Consider the following 15,373-nt stretch of genomic DNA (forward strand, 5'->3'; position numbering starts at 1 on the left):
CGTCCGGCATGTGAGGACCGGCTAGCCGCCGGACGTATCCAGCTCCGCCTCCGCGCTGACCGCCGAGCACTCATACGGATCGTTCAGCCACCCCTCCGGCAGGACGACCCGGCTGCGCCCAGACGTCCGCCCGCGCGGACCATCCGCGCCGGGCGGCCACGGCTGGTCCAGATCCAGCTCATCCAGCAGCGTGCGCAGCTGCGCCAGCGAGGAGCTGACGGCAAGCCGCTGACGCATTTCGGAGCCGACCGAGAAGCCTTTCGTATACCACGCCACATGCTTGCGGAAGTCGATGACGCCGCGCGCCTCATCGTTCAGCCACTCCCCCAGCAACTGGGCGTGCCGCACCATCACATCACCGACCTCACGGAGCGTGGGCCGGGCGTAGGCAGCGGGGCCGCGTCCGTCGAAGGCCGCGACCAGATCGCCGAAGAGCCACGGCCGCCCGAGGCAGCCGCGTCCGACCACGACTCCGTCGCAGCCGGTTTCCCGCATCATGCGTACCGCGTCGTCGGCCGACCAGATGTCGCCGTTGCCCAGGACCGGGATCTCCGGGACGGTCTCCTTGAGCCGGGCGATCGCGTCCCAGTCGGCGGTGCCGCCGTAGTGCTGCGCGGCGGTCCGGCCGTGCAGCGCGATCGCGGTCACGCCCTCGTCGACGGCGATCCGCCCGGCGTCGAGGTAGGTGAGGTGGTCGTCGTCGATGCCCTTGCGCATCTTCATGGTCACCGGCAGCCCGTCCGCGTTGCGCACCGCCTCGCGGAGGATGTCACGCAGCAGCTGCCGCTTGTACGGCAGCGCGGAGCCGCCGCCCTTGCGGGTCACCTTGGGCACCGGGCAGCCGAAGTTCAGGTCGATGTGGTCGGCCAGATCCTCGTCCGCGATCATGCGGGCGGCCTTGCCGACGGTGGCCGGATCGACACCGTAGAGCTGGATGGAGCGGGGCTTCTCGGTCTCGTCGAAGTGGACGAGCTGCATGGTCTTCTCATTGCGCTCGACCAGCGCCCGGGTGGTGATCATCTCGCTGACGAAGAGCCCTTTGCCGCCACTGCTGTGATCCCCCGGGGGACGACCCCCGTACCCCCGCGCGCCTTCGGCGAATTCCCGGCACAGCGTCCGGAACGGAGCATTGGTGATCCCCGCCATCGGGGCCAGCACCACCGGGGGCTGGATGACGTGGGGGCCGATGCGGAGCGGCTGGGTCATGGGCGCGGGCGTCCTCGGAAATCTACGGAAACGGGGGCAGCTCCCTATTGTCCCTCACCTGCCTGATAACACTCCATCCCCGGGGCCACAAACCCACCGTGACCAGCGGATTTGTCAGTGCCCAACGGTATCGTGGAGGTAGATTCCAGACGGTATCCGCCTGCCGAGGAGGCCGCCAGTGGCAGCGACTGGTTCCCCGACCGCCCCAGTTCTCCCGACCGCCCCGCCGAAGAAGCCACTGCCCGCCGGAAGGCCGCGGGAGTGGTACGAGACCCACAACCGCCAGCTCAAGGCGATGCGCATCGCCATCGCCCTGCTCAACACCGGCATCTACACCCCGCAGCAGGCCCGCAACCGTACGATCAGCGCGATCGCGGCACGGATAGGCGTACACCCGCCGTCCAAGGCCACCTGCGCCCTGGTACGTAACCTGCTGCCCAGGCACTGACGGCACACCGCCCGCACCGGAGTGGCTGACGCGCAGTCATCCGCTCCGGTGCCCAGCATCCGGGTTGACGGCGACGCTCCAGCCCGAGTTGTACGTGCCGGGCACCGGGAAGCGCTGCCAGGTACGGGCCCACTGCGGAGGTTCCCGGTCCCGGAGGACTACCGCGGTCGGACGCACGGAAGCGTCCATGTCCACCACAGCACATTCCATGGTCAGCGCGACGGGGACCGCACCGTTCCCGCTGAGGGCGCAGGGAGCCCGGACGCCGTGCTCACGCAGGACCGCCGCGACACGGTCCCAGTCGCCGCGGGCCTGCTCCTGAATCCCGGCGTGCGCACGCGCCAGTGTGAGCTGCACGGACAGATGTCCCAGCAGCACAACGGCCAGCACGGCGGCCACCGGCCACGACCGGCGAGCCCGGTCTGCCACGGTCAGCAGCCCGATCGCGGCGGGCAGCGCGAGCAGCGCATAGGCGGGCAGGAGGAAGCGGGCCGCCGCGTAGTCGACCAGAAAGAAGTACTGCGCCGCCGCCGACCCAGCGACCGCTGTCGCCAGCCACAGCGCCGCCGTGGAACGGCCCGCTTTCCGTACGGTCCAGATCCCCAGCGCGACCAGCAGCGGCAGCAGCACCCACCATTCCAGCGCGGGCAGCCGCACCCCGTCGCCCGTACAAGGCCTGCACAGCAGCGGGCCGTCCAGCGTGGTGGCGTACTCCACGACGGAAAGGACCGGCCGCATCCCGCCCTGGATCCGGCTCGCTTCGGCGAGCCTGTGCAGCACCCCGTCGAACCGTACGTACGCCTCGACGATCCAGGGCAGAGCCCCCGCCACGGTCCCGGCCAGCACCGCCCAGACCGCCGCCCGCCTGCGCCAGGCGGGCACCACGGCGGCGGCCACCAGCAGCGGCCCGGCGATCCAGACGGCGTCGTTGGGCCGCATCAGGGTCGCCACCGCGAGACCAAGCGCGATGCCCAGCGCGATGCCCGGCCCGACGCCGCCGGGGCGTGGCCGCTGCTGCACGAAACAGCCCACCGCCGCTGCGGCGCCCATCGCGGTGTAGTGGTTCGGCATCGCCGAACCCGTGTAGAAGAGCGCGAACCACAGTGTCCCGTACAACGCTGCCGCCACCGGCACGGCGGCAGGCCGGTGCAGCACGCGCAGCCAGGGACGAAAACCGAGATAGAGCGCGCCGACCGCGAGGGCCGTCAGCCACATCCTCAGCAGCACCACCGAACCGCTCCACGAAGCCACCGGTGCCAGCAGCAACGGCACTCCACGGGTACGGGGCGCGCTGAAGGGGGCCTCCGGTCCGTAGGGGGAGAAACGACTGGCGTACACGAGCTCGTCCCAGCCCAGCGGCAGCGTGAACGGCACGAGCACCGCCGAGAGCAGTGCCACCGCCAGACAGACACCGAGCAGCGCACGGTGCGCCCGGCCGATGTGGCCACCGTCCGGCTCGGTGCGCGCGACAACGGGTCCGTCGTCCGCCTGAGTGCGTGAGCCCACGCGAACACCCTGCATCGAGCCTCCTGCCACCGGTCCACCGGAAGGTCGGGACCCAGCTCTACCCGGTGCCGGGGCCGCTCGGCCAGCGAGGCTGACCCGACTGGGCGTTCCCTCACACGGATGGCTCAGTGCGGCGGCCGCTGCGCCACCAGGCAACAAGCCAGCCGGCTTCGATGGCCGCGTCGATGATGTGACTGCGGCGCGCCTGGCCCCGGGGGACGTAGACCAGGTCGATCGCGAGAAGCGTCAGCGCCGTACCCACCCCGGTACGGCGAGCCTGGGCCAGGCATTCGGGCGCGCAACAGGACCGCAGCTGGCTCAAGCCACCGGAGACCAGCAGCCCTGCCACGGTTCTCACCAGCCAGTCCTGTTCCTCCTTCGCCCTCACAGGACCAAAAAGGCGTTCGAAACCGTGCAGACGCAGCAGGGGCCACGCTCCGCCACACACATAGAAGAGGCCTTGGGCCCGGGCAACAAGGAGCGGATTCATCACGGTCTCCCGGAATCTCGGGGACGAACGGCGCCCACGGCCACGCGGGTACCCGGCATCACTCCGCCCACCCGGAAGGCACTCTCTTGCCGGGCGGCTCACCCGAATGCGGCGGCCAGCAGCCCGGCAGCAGCGGAAACGGGCAGACATACGGGCGCGAAGTCACCATCACCACCAGGAAAGCAGAGAAGATCGTGAGCCAACCGGCCCGGCCCAGTGCCACAGCAGTGCCCCATCTTCAGCCCGGACGCTCGATGGCGGTCTCCGCGCTGATCGGCGTGGCGGTGATGGCCGCGGTCGATGAGATCGTCTTCCACCAGATTCTGGCCTGGCACCACTTCTACGACCGCTCCACTCCCACGGTGGGACTGCTCTCGGACGGTCTGCTGCACACCGGAGAGCTGCTGGCCCTGGTCGCCGGGTTCGTGCTGTACGCCGATCTGCGGCGCCGCCAGGCTCTGGCCCCTGACCACGCCCTCGCGGGGCTGTTCCTGGGACTGGGAGGCTTCCAGCTTTTCGACGGCATCGTGGACCACAAGCTGCTGCGTGTGCACCAAGTCCGCTACGGCGTCGATGTCACCCCTTATGACCTGGCGTGGAATGCCACGGGCCTGGTGCTGTTGGCCATCGGAGGAGTCCTGGCCGTACGGGCGGTACGCCGGTACCGGCCGGCATCCTCATGACGACGGCCCACGTACACCCGGTCCCCGGTCTGGCAGAGCTGCTCACCGTCACAGCCGCGCTGCTGGCCGTCACCGCCTACCTGCTGGCCGCCCTGCGCCTGCGCCGCCGCGGCGACGCCTGGCCGCTGGCCCGGGACGCCTCGTTCACCGCTGGCGGCACCGCCCTGGCCTACGCGGTACTGGCCACGCTGCCGGGCGGGCCGTTCACCGCGCACATGGTCCAGCACCTGATCGTCGGCATGGCCGCTCCGCTGCTGCTGGTCCTCGCCCGCCCGCTCACCCTCGCCCTGCGCGCCCTGCCTCCCGGCCGGGTACGGCGGCGGCTGCTGAGCGTGGCGCACTCCCGGCCCGCCGCCTGGCTGGTGTTCCCGCCGATCGCGGCGCTGCTGAACATCGGCGGCCTGTGGGTCCTCTACCGCACCCCGTTGCTGGCCACCGCCCAGCACCAGCCTCTCGCGCACGCCGCGGTCCACGCCCATGTCCTGACCGCCGGTTTGCTGTTCACCTTCGCCGTGTGCCAGCTCGACCCGCTGCGCCGCCGCTGGAACCTCACATGGCGCGGCGCCACCCTGCTGGCCACCGGCTCCGCCCACGCGGTCCTCGCCAAGAGCCTCTACGCCACACCCCCGCCCGGCACCGCCTACACCGCCGCCGACCTGCACACTGGGGCCCAGCTGATGTACTACGGCGGCGACCTGGCCGAACTCGCTCTCGCCGCCGCACTCGCCGCCCAGTGGTACGGCAGAGGCCACCAGGCTGGACAGCCCGCACGGACTCGCCAACGGGCGACCAAGCGGTTCGCGTAACCCGCTCTGCGTGCAGCCGCTGGGGTCCACGCCCGGGGTTGGTCGCCACCATCGCCCGGGTCCTTCTGAGTTCGGACGCCTCACCGAAGGCGTACCGCTCACGCTCTCCGCACGTATTCGCGACACCCTCTCCGAACTGGAGAAGATCAAGAGTCAGCCGGGAATTGAAGCGCGGTACAGCGGCGGACACGCTTACTTATCGGTCTTTCGATTTGATCACGGCATGATCATTACCCCTCTCCTGACCCACCGCGTCGGCCATGATGCTCCTACGCTTCATCTGCACCGCTACCAAGACGACGGAATGTTTGATCGCTTCGCTTCACGCGTTGAGGAACTGTGGAGCAACGGCACGCCTGTATGGGGAGGCAACAGCAGTGGCTAGGCGCGATTATGAGGACGACCCGAACGCCCCAGAAGCAAACAGCTTGGTCCCCGCTGCCTCAACTATCGTCGTAAACGACTCTGGGCGCGTCCTGCTACAGCGACGGACCGACAACAACATGTGGGCTCTTCCAGGTGGCGCCATGAACCTTGGGGAATCCCTCCCTGACTGCGCAAGGCGAGAAACACGTGAGGAAACCGGGCTTGAAGTTGAACTGACGGGGATCGTCGGAACCTACACCAATCCGGGGCACGTCTTCGCCTACGATGATGGTGAGGTGCGTCAAGAGTTCTCAATCTGCTTTCTTGCCCGGGCAATTGGCGGGCATCTGGCTGTCTCGGATGAATCAACAGACGTCCGCTGGTTCACTCCCGAAGAGGTTGAGTCACTGCCCATGGTTGCCAGCATTCGGAAGCGCGTAAATGACTGGCTGGAAGGAAAAATCCCTGCCTTGCGCTGATGACCAACAAAAACCCCGTTCCCGCCATTGATCTCGGGCAGGGGGGCGCCTTCGTCGTGTCTGGGCTCAGGCGGTGTCACCGTCCCAGTACAGCTGTCCGTCGTCGCGGAGGCTGTAGATGCAGCGCCCACCGAAGAAGGAGCACTTCGGGGAGATCAGGGCGAGTCCTCCGGCGAGCTCTTCCTCGGTCAGTGCTCCTACATCCACGGTTTCGCCGTCCGTAGGGCCGCCGTGGAGGGCCATTGTGGTGCCACGCTCCACGCTCGGCAGGGCGCCACACCGGCGACGGCCCTGGCAGCAGACTGTCTGATCCCGTCTGGTCCGCATCCGTAAGCTCCGTGCCACACTGGCTTCGGCCCCGTTGTTCCCCCGTCGGCGGGGCCGCCTCCATTTCAGCGCAGGTCGAGTACCATCACGTCGTACATCGGCGAGTCCGGGAAGGGAAGCTTCTCGCCAGCCAGCTCATACCCCCAGCTCTCGTACAGAGCCCGGAGACCCGGACGCTCCCGGCGCACCAGCAGCTCGGCACGTTCCTCCTGCCGGTGGCTCATCAATTCGTCATGCATCACGTGGGAGATGCCCCGCCCGCGCCACTTCTCGCGGAGCATGTTCTCGCACAGCTTGAACCTGCTGGCGTCATCGCGCGCGGTGAATCCGTAAGTGAAGCCTGTTACTTCGGTGTCGACCTCGGCAATCACGCAGCCCCAGCCACCGGCGGACACATGGCTTTCCAGACGTTCCTCGAAGCGCTCCATGGAGAAGAACGGGTTGGTTGCGATTTCGTCCGCGTACACGTCGGCGTACACGTCCAGGATGGTGCCGCGGATCTCTGCCAGCCGCTCGCCGGTGTAGTAGCTGGTCGTCAGAAGATCTACGGACATGTAGCCACCGCCTCATATCGTTCCGAGAATTCCGCAGCACCCGGCGCGCCGTGGTCGAGCAGGTCGTCGCGCAGCTGCTTCAGGCGTCTGTTGACCCGGGGGCTGTTCACCTCGGGCAGAAGAGTGAGGGCGTCGTTTCCGGCCGCCATAGCCTCCTCCAATTCCCCGGCCGATACCAAGGCCCGGCCAAGTCTGACGCGGGCGGCAAACTCGTTACGCCTCAATGGCGTCGACTGCACGACCCGTAGGGATTCCCGGGCAGCGTCCACCGCCTTAGCGTGTTGCCCCAGATCGAGGAAGGACAGGGCCGCAGCGCTGGTCACCTCGCCTGCGTTGAAGAACCCAAGCCACCGTTGCGGCTCGCTGGACCCCCGGTCGAATTCCTGCTCGGCTCGGTGCAGGGACCGGGCACACCAGCCCGCTTCATCCTGGACAGCGTGTCCCTGGGCGACCCTGGTATGCAGCAGTGCGGACAGCTGTCCGTCCCGGCGGCCCCGCGTTTCCTCCAGCGCCGCGCGAGCGATCGACACTGCCTCTCCGCCGTGCCCCAGCACGTACGCCTGGTGAGACATAGACGACCAGATCCGCGCCTGGAGCCGCTTGTCCCGAGCCAGAAGGGCATAGCGAAGCCCGGCGTCCCACCATCGGCGCGCAATCTCCTGCCGCCCCGCGTCGAACGCGAACCAGCCCGCGCTTGTGGCCACCTCGCCCAAGGCGCGGTACAGGTGGGTCTGTACGTTGCTCCCGTAGGTGCAGCGGCGCGCGGCATCCTCGACGTGATCGATGTAGCGGGCTGCGGCATCCACCAGCTGCGCGCCGCCATGGCGGTCGTCGATCTTGTGGAGCTTGCCGACAGCGGCTTGGATGCGGCCGACATCGGACATCCCGAGCCGTCCCGCCTCGGGGAGGGGAGGCAGGGTGAGCAGGCTTCCAGTGAGGCCAAGGACGAACTTGCGGCGGAGCACGGGCGGGTCCTCGGGGCGGGCGGGTGCTGATGGTGTCCGCTGCGCGGGCACTGATGTCCGCACCGTAACCCCGGAAGCGCCTGTCGCGGGAGGCCGGAACCCCAGTTCGCTGGCAGATCGGCCGAATACTGCTTCTAATGGCAGGCGGCTACGGGTCCACGGCCAGGCCACCTCGCCGGACAGCCAGCGGCGGACCTGGCGTGCTGTGCAGTCCCCAGGCGCTCCGGTGAGTCGTTCCGTAGCGTCGTTCACTGCCCCGGCTAAGTCCTCTTGGGTGAAGCCGTATTCGGCCATAAGGCGGTGCAGCGTCAGATTCGGCCGGAGTTGATCAGGCATCGGGTCTCCCCCCTGGCGTGATCTGTCCCACAGTAGTGGACTCCTGACGGGGCGTGAGAACTAAGCGTCCTCCTGCTGTGAAGTAACTGCCCTTGAACCGTCCTTTCACTGGCTTTGCCTGTGCGTGACGGTAGAACTCCTGCTTCCCCCATCGACTCAGGGAGCTACCGTGACCGCCCCTTCCGCACGGCCTGAACCGTGGAAACCGCCGACCGGACAGGACGTCGAGATGCGGCCCGCCGGGCGCTCGTGGGACGCGGTGAAAGTCCCGGCTTATTTGGGCGTCGTCGCCCTCGAGCAGCTTGGCGAGGACAACGGGGCTGTGATCGAGGACGGCTTCGGCGCTGTGTACTACTGGCTCGTTGCACCCGGCGCAGCCGACGACTGGGCCCTTCAGAGGGTTGAGGTCTGCGGCCAGTCCACCTATGTGGCCGTGCCGCCCCAGCGCTTCGTCGACGGTCCTGGCCTGCGCTGGCGCGTGCCGCTTGCCCCGGGCCGCTATCTGACGGATCCCGAGCTGCTGCACAAGGCACTGGCGGCGGCGGTGGCTGATGCCTTCGGGCCGCGGAACCTAACCAGTTGATGACCAGGCCACAAAAGACCCCGGCAAGGTGGCTAGACCTCCCGGGGCGTGGCCGATCCACAAGGGAGATCGACATGAGCATTATCCACGCACTGACCGCTCTGCCAGAGCAGCCGTTGCGGCCCTGTACGGACTGGAGGAGCGGCATCCGGTGCACCCTGCCCGGACTGCCCCGATCCCGCCCCAGCCGTCCGCCCCGGCGCCCCCGCCGTCCCGTACACCGCTGCCCCGGCACCGGTCGCCGTACGGGATCGACGAGCCGCTGTGGGCAGACGCGTTGCCGCTGGTGCGGCCCTACGTCGCGACAGAGGAGCAGCGTCAGCGCCGCCAGGATTTGATCACGGCCGCGCAGTTCAACACCGACACGGACCCCTACGTGTACAGGCGTGGTGCGCTGTGACCACCGGCAAGGAGCTATGCGGCGCCACACACCCCGAACACCCGCTGCCCTGCCGCCGCGCCACCGACCACGGCGACCTGCACCGCGACGGCAACGGCACCGCATGGATCGACCCCAGCGGCACGCTGGCCTGGTCCATCGCGGTCCTGATGGCAGCCGACCAACTGGTCGCTGAAGTGGCGGCCGATCCGCGCGACGCCGATACTGAGCAGCTGTGGCGCGCCTTTCTCGATCACGCCGTCCAGTGCGGCCCATGCACCGCTGGCGATGACTGCGACCTCTCGCGCCGACTACTCACCGAATACCGCAACGCACTACGGCACCAAGAGGTATGACCTGTGCCCTGTACGACATGTCACCGTGCCGGAAAAGAGCGAGCCCGCTTAGAACGGGACGTAAGCCTGCTCGGTACAGCAGCGGCATGTATCCGGTGCGTCAACCGGCCTGCTTCAAATAAACCTCACCCCATGGCGACCGTTCGGGTCAGGGTCGCACCGCAACAGCACCACCGACACCGAGGAGAGGCTGATGGCCACAGCAGCACATCCGAGAGAGGCATTCCCTCTCGCGCTCACGTCCGAGGGCGGAAGGTTCCCCCACAGCGATGAGACGCCGACCGGGCCGGGCACTCGCCCGTGGATTCTGCGCTTCGCCCGTACCCCCGACGCGGCACAGGCGATCGCGAAGCCACCCGCCGTCTACGACGACGAGTTGCAGATGTCGGTCAGCCTGTATGGCGGGCCCCTGCCGTTCATGCAGACCGAGAACCCCACGGTCCCCGACGGTGAGATGGAGAACCCGCCGCCGCTGGATGAGGGGCCGAAGGACTGATGCCCATCCTCATGATCGCGGCCAAGGACGATTGGCCCACCGACCGTGTCGTCAAGGTGCTCACGGACCGAGGAGCGGAGGTCTTCCGTATGGACACCGCCGACTTCCCGCAAGAGCTCACCCTTGCCGGGCGGATCGAGACCCGGCGAGGGTGGACGGGCGGTCTCACCACCTCGCACCGCGCCATCGACCTCGCTGAGGTCGAGTCGGTCTACTACCGAGCCCCGAACGCTTTCGATCTGCCCGCGACGATGTCTGGGCCGGAGCGCCGGTTCGCCGCAGCTCAGGCCCGCGCCGGTCTTGGCGGGATCATCTCGGCTCTCGACTGCCGGTGGGTCTCCCATCCCGCCGCGATGTCGCGCGCTGAGTACAAGCCGCTTCAGCTCGCCACCGCCCAGGCCTGCGGCCTGGCCATCCCCCCGACGCTGATCACCAACAGCTCGGACGCGGCCCGAGCGTTCGTCGGCGATGTCGGGGGCCGGGTCGTCTGCAAGCCGGTCGCCTCTCCCGTGTTCGCCGAAGGCGGTCAGGTCAAGACGGTCTACACCCGGCGCCTCACTGAGGACGACCTGGACGACTTGCGCGGCATCGACACGACCGCGCATCTGTTCCAGGCGTGGGTCGATAAGGCGTACGAGGTGCGGCTAACCGTCGTCGGCGACCGGCTGTTCGCCGCGGAGGTCCACGCGGGCAGCGAAGCCGCTTACACGGACTGGCGCAGCGACTACTCCTCCCTTACCTACCGCGTCGCTGCGACCCCGGACGATGTCGCCGAGGGCGTGCGGCGCTACATGGACCGTCTCGGTCTGCGCTTTGCCGCCCTCGACTTCATCGTTGGCCCCGACGGAATCTGGTGGTATTTGGAGGCCAATCCGTGTGGGCAGTGGGATTGGATTCAGCACGCCACCGGTCTACCCATCGCGGAAGGCATCGCCGATGAGCTTCAAGGAGTCCCCGCATGACCCATGCCGTGCCCCTCGCTCCCGACGAGCAGCGCGGGCTCGCCTCCCTTGTCGATACCTTGCGGACATCTGGCGCCATCCAGTCTCCGGCCTGGGCTGATGCGTTCGCAGCTGTGCCCCGGCACATTTTTGTGCCCTCGCCCTTCGAGCAGGTCACGGACGACTCCGGGGTCACGTCCTGGTTGCCGCTGGACGCCGTCGGCCGCGAGCCGTGGCTGGAGGCCGTCTACGCCGCCGACCGCACGCTGGTCACCTCCGTCGACCCCAAGCACGGGATGCCCACATCTTCGAGCACCCTGCCGAGCCTGATGGCGCGGATGCTTGAAGAACTCGAGGTCGAGGACGGACACCGCGTTCTCGAAATCGGCACGGGGACCGGGTACAACGCGGCCCTGCTAAGCGCCCGACTCGGCGACCGGAACGTGTACTCCGTGGACATCGACCCCGAGCTGGTGGAGGCCGCAGCCGCGCACCTCGCGGTCTGCGGCTACCGCCCCCATGGGGCCGCCGCCGATGGCCGCGAGGGCTTCGCCGCTGGCGCACCCTTCGACCGGATCATTGCGACCTGCTCGGTCACGTCCGTTCCAGCCGCCTGGCTGGAGCAGATGCGGCCGGGCGGGCTGATCCTGGCCGATCTGGAGACCGGCATCGAGCATGGACTTCTACGCCTCACCATCGAGGGCCGCGGACAAGCCAGCGGCCGATTCACCCGGACAACGGGACGGTTCATGGCCGCCCGCGCCGGTGAGAAGTCCTACGCGGAGCGGGACGCCATCGCCTTCGCTCCCACCGAGGGCACGCGGACCAGCACGGTGACGTCGGCCGACTACTTCGGCAATTACCCGTTCCGGCTACTGCTTGGCACCGCTCTGCCTCACGTTCGCTTCGTCTACCACCGGGAAGACGGCGTGGTGTCGATCCAGCTCCAGCACCCCGACGGTTCCTGGGCGCGCACCCCGATGCCGGGCCAGGGGGAGGCCGGGCACGTCACCTTCGGCGGGCCACAGCATCTGTGGGACCACGTCGAGGCCCTGTGGCGGGTCTGGCGCGACGACCACGGCAGCCCCGACCAGACGCAGGTCGGCCTCACGATCGACGGTAACGGGCAGTGCGTGTGGCTCGGTAGCCCTGACGGGCCGACCTGGCGCCTGCCTGCCTGAACCCGCAGCGCATGGAACGGCCCCGGCCAGCCCCACTCCTGCGCGGGCTGCCGGGGCCGTTCCATGCGCCCTGGGGCGCTTCGGCGCGGGCTTACTTCTTCGCGGAGCACTCACCGCAGGTTCCGAAGATCTCTACGGTGTGCGCCACATCGACAAAGCCGTGCTCGTCGGCGATCGCATCGGCCCACTTCTCCACCGCCGGGCCCTCGACCTCGACGGCCTTGCCGCAGCGGCGGCAGACAAGATGGTGATGATGATCATCAGTGCTGCACCGGCGGTAGACGGACTCGCCCTCGTCGGTACGCAGCACATCGACCTCGCCCGCGTCGGCGAGGGACTGAAGTGTGCGGTACACGGTGGTCAGACCCACGGAGTCGCCGCGGTGCTTGAGCATGTCGTGCAGCTCCTGCGCACTGCGGAACTCCTCGACCTCACTGAGTGCAGCCGCCACCGCGGCGCGCTGCCGGGTTGACCGGCCGCGTACGGGGGGACCTGCGGTCGCCACCATTGCCTCCTTCGGCATACAACCTCTATGCGCTCTGCTTGGGTCGGCCCATTGTGCCAGGTGTGGTGGGCGCGACCCGAGCGCACCTCTTACACCCCGGCAGCCGCCTTCTCCTCCAGGGTGCCCTGTGCTTCCCGCCGCGCGATGGTCTTCGCCCGTTTTCGGGCGAACGGGGCGGCGAGAGCGGTGACCAGCGCGAAGATCGTTATAGCCAGCAGAACGATGCTGGCGCCGGGCGGGACATCGGCGTAGTACGAGAAGACCGTGCCGGAGAGGGAGACCAGCACCCCGATGGCGATGGCGAACGCCAGAGTGAGCGCGAAGCCGCGGGTGGCCTGCTGCGCCGCGGCGACCGGGATCACCATGAGCGCGCTGACCAGCAGCAGGCCGACGACCCGCATGGCGACGGTGACGGTGACCGCCGCGGTGACCGCCAGCAGCAGATTGAGCAACCGCACCGGCAGCCCGGTGACCCGGGCGAACTCCTCGTCCTGGCAGACCGCGAAGAGCTGTCTGCGCAGGCCCAGCGAGACGGCGAGGACGAAGGCCGACAGGATCACGATCGCCGTGATGTCGGCGGTGGAGACCGTGGTGATCGCGCCGAAGAGGAAGGTGGTGAGGTTGGCGGTGGAGCCATTGGGCGCCAGGTTGATGATCATTACGCCGCCCGCCATGCCGCCGTAGAAGAGCATCGCGAGCGCGATATCGCCGCGTGCCTTGCCGTACCAGCGGACGAGCTCCATCACGACCGCACCGGCCGAGGCGACGGTCACCGCCATCCACACCGGGTTGGTGTTCAGCAGCACGCCCAGCGCCACACCGGTCAGCGCGACATGGCCGATGCCGTCCCCCATGATCGCCTGGCGGCGCTGCACCAGATAGATGCCGACGGCCGGGGCGGCGATGCCGACCAGCAGCGCGGCGAGCAGCGCCCGCTGCATAAAGGCGTAGTCGAGCAGCTCGATCATGTCAGCAGTCCGGTCTCGATCTGCGGGGCCCCGGGGGCGCCGACGGCTTCGGTGGGAGTGTCCTGCGGGTGGCAGGCCAGGTCATGCAGTTGCTCCGGGCGCTCGACGCGTTCGACGCGGCCGTCCCGCAGTACGACCGAGTGGTCGATCAGCGGGGCGAGCGGGCCCAGCTCATGGAGCACCAGCAGCACCGTGACGCCACCGGCGACCTGCTCACGCAGCGCGTCAGCGAGGACCCGCTGGCTGACCAGGTCCACCCCGGCCAGCGGCTCATCCATGATCAGCAGTTCGGGTTCACCGGCCAGCGCGCGGGCTATCAGCACCCGCTGGTGCTGGCCGCCGGAGAGCGCGTTGACCGAGTCCCTGGCCCGGTCGGCCATCCCGACCAGTTCCAGAGCCCTGTCCACGGCGGCCCGGTCGGCCCGGCCGAGTGGCCTGAGGCGGGTACGGGCCAGCCGCCCGGCGGAGACCACCTCACGGACGGTCGCCGGGACACCGCTGGCGGCGGTGGAGCGCTGGGGGACGTACCCCACGCGCCGCCAATCGCGGAAGCGGCGCAGCGGGGTACCGAAGAGCTCAAGCTCCCCGCCGGTGAGCGGCACCTGTCCGATGGCCGCGCGTACGGCCGTGGACTTGCCGGAGCCATTGGCGCCGAGCAGCGCGACGACCTCGCCGTGCCGCACGGTCAGATCGACTCCGCGCAGCACGGGCCTGGAGCCGAGCGAGGCGGTGGCACCACGCAGGGCTATGACGGACTCCGGTGCACCCATAGGGGCCTCCTCGCTGGGCTTCCTCACTTGGCGCCGAGCGCCTTCTCCAAGGCCTTGAGATTGGAGCGCATGACCTTGAAGTAGTCATCACCCCTGGACTTGCCCGTGATTCCCTCGATGGGGTCCAGCACGTCGGTCTTGAGTTTCAGGTCCTTGGCGAGGGTCTTGGCCGTCGTGTCGCTGGTGAGCGTTTCGAAGAAGACGGTGTCGACCTTCTCCTTCTCCGCGACGGTGTGCAGCTGCTTCATCCGGGCCGCGCTGGGCCCGGACTCGGGGTCGAGGCCGGAGACGGCCTCCTCATCGAGTCCGTAGCGCTCGGCGAGGTATCCGAAGGCGGCGTGCGTGGTGATGAAGGTCTTGGTCCTGGTGTTCTTCAGCCCGTCCTTGAACTCCTTGTCCAGGCTGGTGAGCTTGGAGACCAGCTCATCGGTGTTCTTCTTGTAGTCGGCGGCGTTGTCCGGGTCCGCCTTCTCCATCGCCTTGCCAACGCCCTTGGCGACCTCGGCGTACTTCACCGGGTCGAGCCAGATGTGCGGGTCCTCGACTCCGTCGTCGTGGCCGTGGCCGTCATGCTCGTCGCCGCCGTGATCGTCACCGTGATCGTCACCGTGGTCGTCGGTGCCATGGACCTCGGTGCTGTGCTCCTCCAGCTCGGTGTAGGAGGTGGCCTCGGCGATGTTCCGGACGCCGGACTGACCGATCGCCGTATCGATGGCGGGCTGCAGTCCCTTGAGATAGACGATCAGGTCCGCCTCGCCGAGCCGGGCAGTCTGCTTGGGGCTCAGCTCCAGATCGTGCGGTTCGACACCCGGCTTGGTGAGGGTGCTCACCGAGATATGGTCGCCGCCTATCTGCGTGGCCAGGAACTCCATAGGGTAGAAGGACGCGACCACATCCAGCTTGCCGTCGCTCTTCGTGCTCGCGCCGTCACCGCCGCATGCGGAGAGAGTCAGCATCCCGAGAGTGGTGAGCCCGGCGAGGGCGGTGGTGGCTATGAGAGGACGGCGTCGAGCGTTCATGGAACTGAT

At 68.4% G+C, this 15,373-nt stretch carries 21 protein-coding genes; 11 read left to right on the forward strand and 10 right to left on the reverse strand.

Going from position 1 to position 15,373, the window contains the following annotated elements; all coding sequences use genetic code 11:
- Positions 1-21: 21 nt before the first annotated feature.
- The gene (dusB, locus tag test1122_RS06090) at positions 22-1,206 is read right to left on the reverse strand and encodes a tRNA dihydrouridine synthase DusB (RefSeq protein WP_232268130.1); all 1,185 of its coding nucleotides are present in this window, start codon (positions 1,204-1,206) and stop codon (positions 22-24) included.
- Between the two features lie 178 nt (positions 1,207-1,384).
- On the opposite strand from dusB, the gene test1122_RS06095 reads away from it, so the two are divergent.
- Positions 1,385-1,654, forward strand: a complete 270-nt coding sequence (locus tag test1122_RS06095) for a hypothetical protein (protein ID WP_232268131.1) — start codon at positions 1,385-1,387, stop codon at positions 1,652-1,654.
- 36 nt (positions 1,655-1,690) lie between these two features.
- On the opposite strand, the gene test1122_RS06100 is transcribed toward test1122_RS06095, so the two are convergent.
- On the reverse strand, positions 1,691-3,160 hold the full coding sequence (locus tag test1122_RS06100; protein ID WP_232268132.1) for a hypothetical protein: 1,470 nt from the start codon (positions 3,158-3,160) through the stop codon (positions 1,691-1,693).
- Between the two features lie 112 nt (positions 3,161-3,272).
- Positions 3,273-3,518: a hypothetical protein gene (locus test1122_RS06105; protein WP_232268133.1), complete on the reverse strand. Its 246-nt coding sequence runs from the start codon at positions 3,516-3,518 to the stop codon at positions 3,273-3,275.
- Between the two features lie 386 nt (positions 3,519-3,904).
- Between test1122_RS06105 and test1122_RS06110 the strand changes: the two genes are divergently transcribed.
- From test1122_RS06110 to test1122_RS06125, 4 genes are read left to right on the forward strand one after another with little or no spacing between them, the layout of a single operon-like run.
- Positions 3,905-4,333: a DUF2243 domain-containing protein gene (locus test1122_RS06110; RefSeq protein WP_232271785.1), complete on the forward strand. Its 429-nt coding sequence runs from the start codon at positions 3,905-3,907 to the stop codon at positions 4,331-4,333.
- Positions 4,330-5,139 carry a cytochrome c oxidase assembly protein gene (locus test1122_RS06115; protein ID WP_232268134.1) on the forward strand — a complete coding sequence of 270 codons (810 nt, stop codon included), beginning with the start codon at positions 4,330-4,332 and terminating at the stop codon, positions 5,137-5,139. The genes test1122_RS06110 and test1122_RS06115 overlap by 4 nt, the downstream gene beginning before the upstream one ends.
- A gap of 10 nt (positions 5,140-5,149) precedes the next feature.
- Positions 5,150-5,524 carry a hypothetical protein gene (locus tag test1122_RS06120; protein WP_232268135.1) on the forward strand — a complete coding sequence of 125 codons (375 nt, stop codon included), beginning with the start codon at positions 5,150-5,152 and terminating at the stop codon, positions 5,522-5,524.
- Positions 5,517-5,984 carry an NUDIX domain-containing protein gene (locus test1122_RS06125; RefSeq protein ID WP_232268136.1) on the forward strand — a complete coding sequence of 156 codons (468 nt, stop codon included), beginning with the start codon at positions 5,517-5,519 and terminating at the stop codon, positions 5,982-5,984. Before test1122_RS06120 ends, test1122_RS06125 begins: the two co-directional genes overlap by 8 nt.
- 66 nt (positions 5,985-6,050) lie before the next feature.
- On the opposite strand, the gene test1122_RS06130 is transcribed toward test1122_RS06125, so the two are convergent.
- From test1122_RS06130 to test1122_RS06140, 3 genes are all read right to left on the reverse strand, one after another.
- On the reverse strand, positions 6,051-6,311 hold the full coding sequence (locus test1122_RS06130) for a hypothetical protein (RefSeq protein ID WP_232268137.1): 261 nt from the start codon (positions 6,309-6,311) through the stop codon (positions 6,051-6,053).
- A 65-nt stretch (positions 6,312-6,376) separates the two neighbouring features.
- Positions 6,377-6,865: a GNAT family N-acetyltransferase gene (locus test1122_RS06135; protein WP_232268138.1), complete on the reverse strand. Its 489-nt coding sequence runs from the start codon at positions 6,863-6,865 to the stop codon at positions 6,377-6,379.
- Positions 6,856-7,830: an NsdA family TPR-like regulatory protein gene (locus test1122_RS06140; protein WP_232268139.1), complete on the reverse strand. Its 975-nt coding sequence runs from the start codon at positions 7,828-7,830 to the stop codon at positions 6,856-6,858. Before test1122_RS06140 ends, test1122_RS06135 begins: the two co-directional genes overlap by 10 nt.
- A 505-nt stretch (positions 7,831-8,335) precedes the next feature.
- Here test1122_RS06140 and test1122_RS06145 point away from each other — a divergent pair.
- From test1122_RS06145 to test1122_RS06170, 6 genes are all read left to right on the forward strand, one after another.
- Positions 8,336-8,749 (forward strand): hypothetical protein, encoded by a 414-nt coding sequence (locus test1122_RS06145; RefSeq protein ID WP_232268140.1) that lies wholly within the window; start codon positions 8,336-8,338, stop codon positions 8,747-8,749.
- Between the two features lie 151 nt (positions 8,750-8,900).
- Positions 8,901-9,149 carry a hypothetical protein gene (locus test1122_RS06150; RefSeq protein ID WP_232268141.1) on the forward strand — a complete coding sequence of 83 codons (249 nt, stop codon included), beginning with the start codon at positions 8,901-8,903 and terminating at the stop codon, positions 9,147-9,149.
- Positions 9,146-9,484, forward strand: a complete 339-nt coding sequence (locus test1122_RS06155; protein ID WP_232268142.1) for a hypothetical protein — start codon at positions 9,146-9,148, stop codon at positions 9,482-9,484. The genes test1122_RS06150 and test1122_RS06155 overlap by 4 nt, the downstream gene beginning before the upstream one ends.
- Positions 9,485-9,677: 193 nt before the next feature.
- A complete protein-coding gene (locus test1122_RS06160; protein ID WP_232268143.1) occupies positions 9,678-9,980 on the forward strand; it encodes a hypothetical protein in 303 nt (100 codons plus the stop codon).
- Positions 9,980-10,942: an ATP-grasp ribosomal peptide maturase gene (gene tgmB / locus test1122_RS06165; RefSeq protein ID WP_232268144.1), complete on the forward strand. Its 963-nt coding sequence runs from the start codon at positions 9,980-9,982 to the stop codon at positions 10,940-10,942. The genes test1122_RS06160 and tgmB overlap by 1 nt, the downstream gene beginning before the upstream one ends.
- Positions 10,939-12,102 (forward strand): methyltransferase domain-containing protein, encoded by a 1,164-nt coding sequence (locus test1122_RS06170; RefSeq protein WP_232268145.1) that lies wholly within the window; start codon positions 10,939-10,941, stop codon positions 12,100-12,102. The genes tgmB and test1122_RS06170 overlap by 4 nt, the downstream gene beginning before the upstream one ends.
- A 91-nt stretch (positions 12,103-12,193) precedes the next feature.
- On the opposite strand, the gene test1122_RS06175 is transcribed toward test1122_RS06170, so the two are convergent.
- From test1122_RS06175 to test1122_RS06190, 4 genes are all read right to left on the reverse strand, one after another.
- Positions 12,194-12,607 (reverse strand): Fur family transcriptional regulator, encoded by a 414-nt coding sequence (locus test1122_RS06175; RefSeq protein ID WP_277879895.1) that lies wholly within the window; start codon positions 12,605-12,607, stop codon positions 12,194-12,196.
- A gap of 89 nt (positions 12,608-12,696) precedes the next feature.
- Entirely contained in the window at positions 12,697-13,575 is an 879-nt protein-coding gene (locus test1122_RS06180; RefSeq protein WP_232268147.1) for a metal ABC transporter permease, read from the reverse strand.
- Positions 13,572-14,345 (reverse strand): metal ABC transporter ATP-binding protein, encoded by a 774-nt coding sequence (locus test1122_RS06185; RefSeq protein WP_232268148.1) that lies wholly within the window; start codon positions 14,343-14,345, stop codon positions 13,572-13,574. The genes test1122_RS06180 and test1122_RS06185 overlap by 4 nt, the downstream gene beginning before the upstream one ends.
- Before the next feature lie 23 nt (positions 14,346-14,368).
- Positions 14,369-15,364 (reverse strand): metal ABC transporter substrate-binding protein, encoded by a 996-nt coding sequence (locus test1122_RS06190; RefSeq protein WP_232268149.1) that lies wholly within the window; start codon positions 15,362-15,364, stop codon positions 14,369-14,371.
- Between the last annotated feature and the right edge of the window lie 9 nt (positions 15,365-15,373).

The organism is Streptomyces gobiensis, assembly GCF_021216675.1.
Lineage (GTDB): Bacteria > Actinomycetota > Actinomycetes > Streptomycetales > Streptomycetaceae > Streptomyces > Streptomyces gobiensis.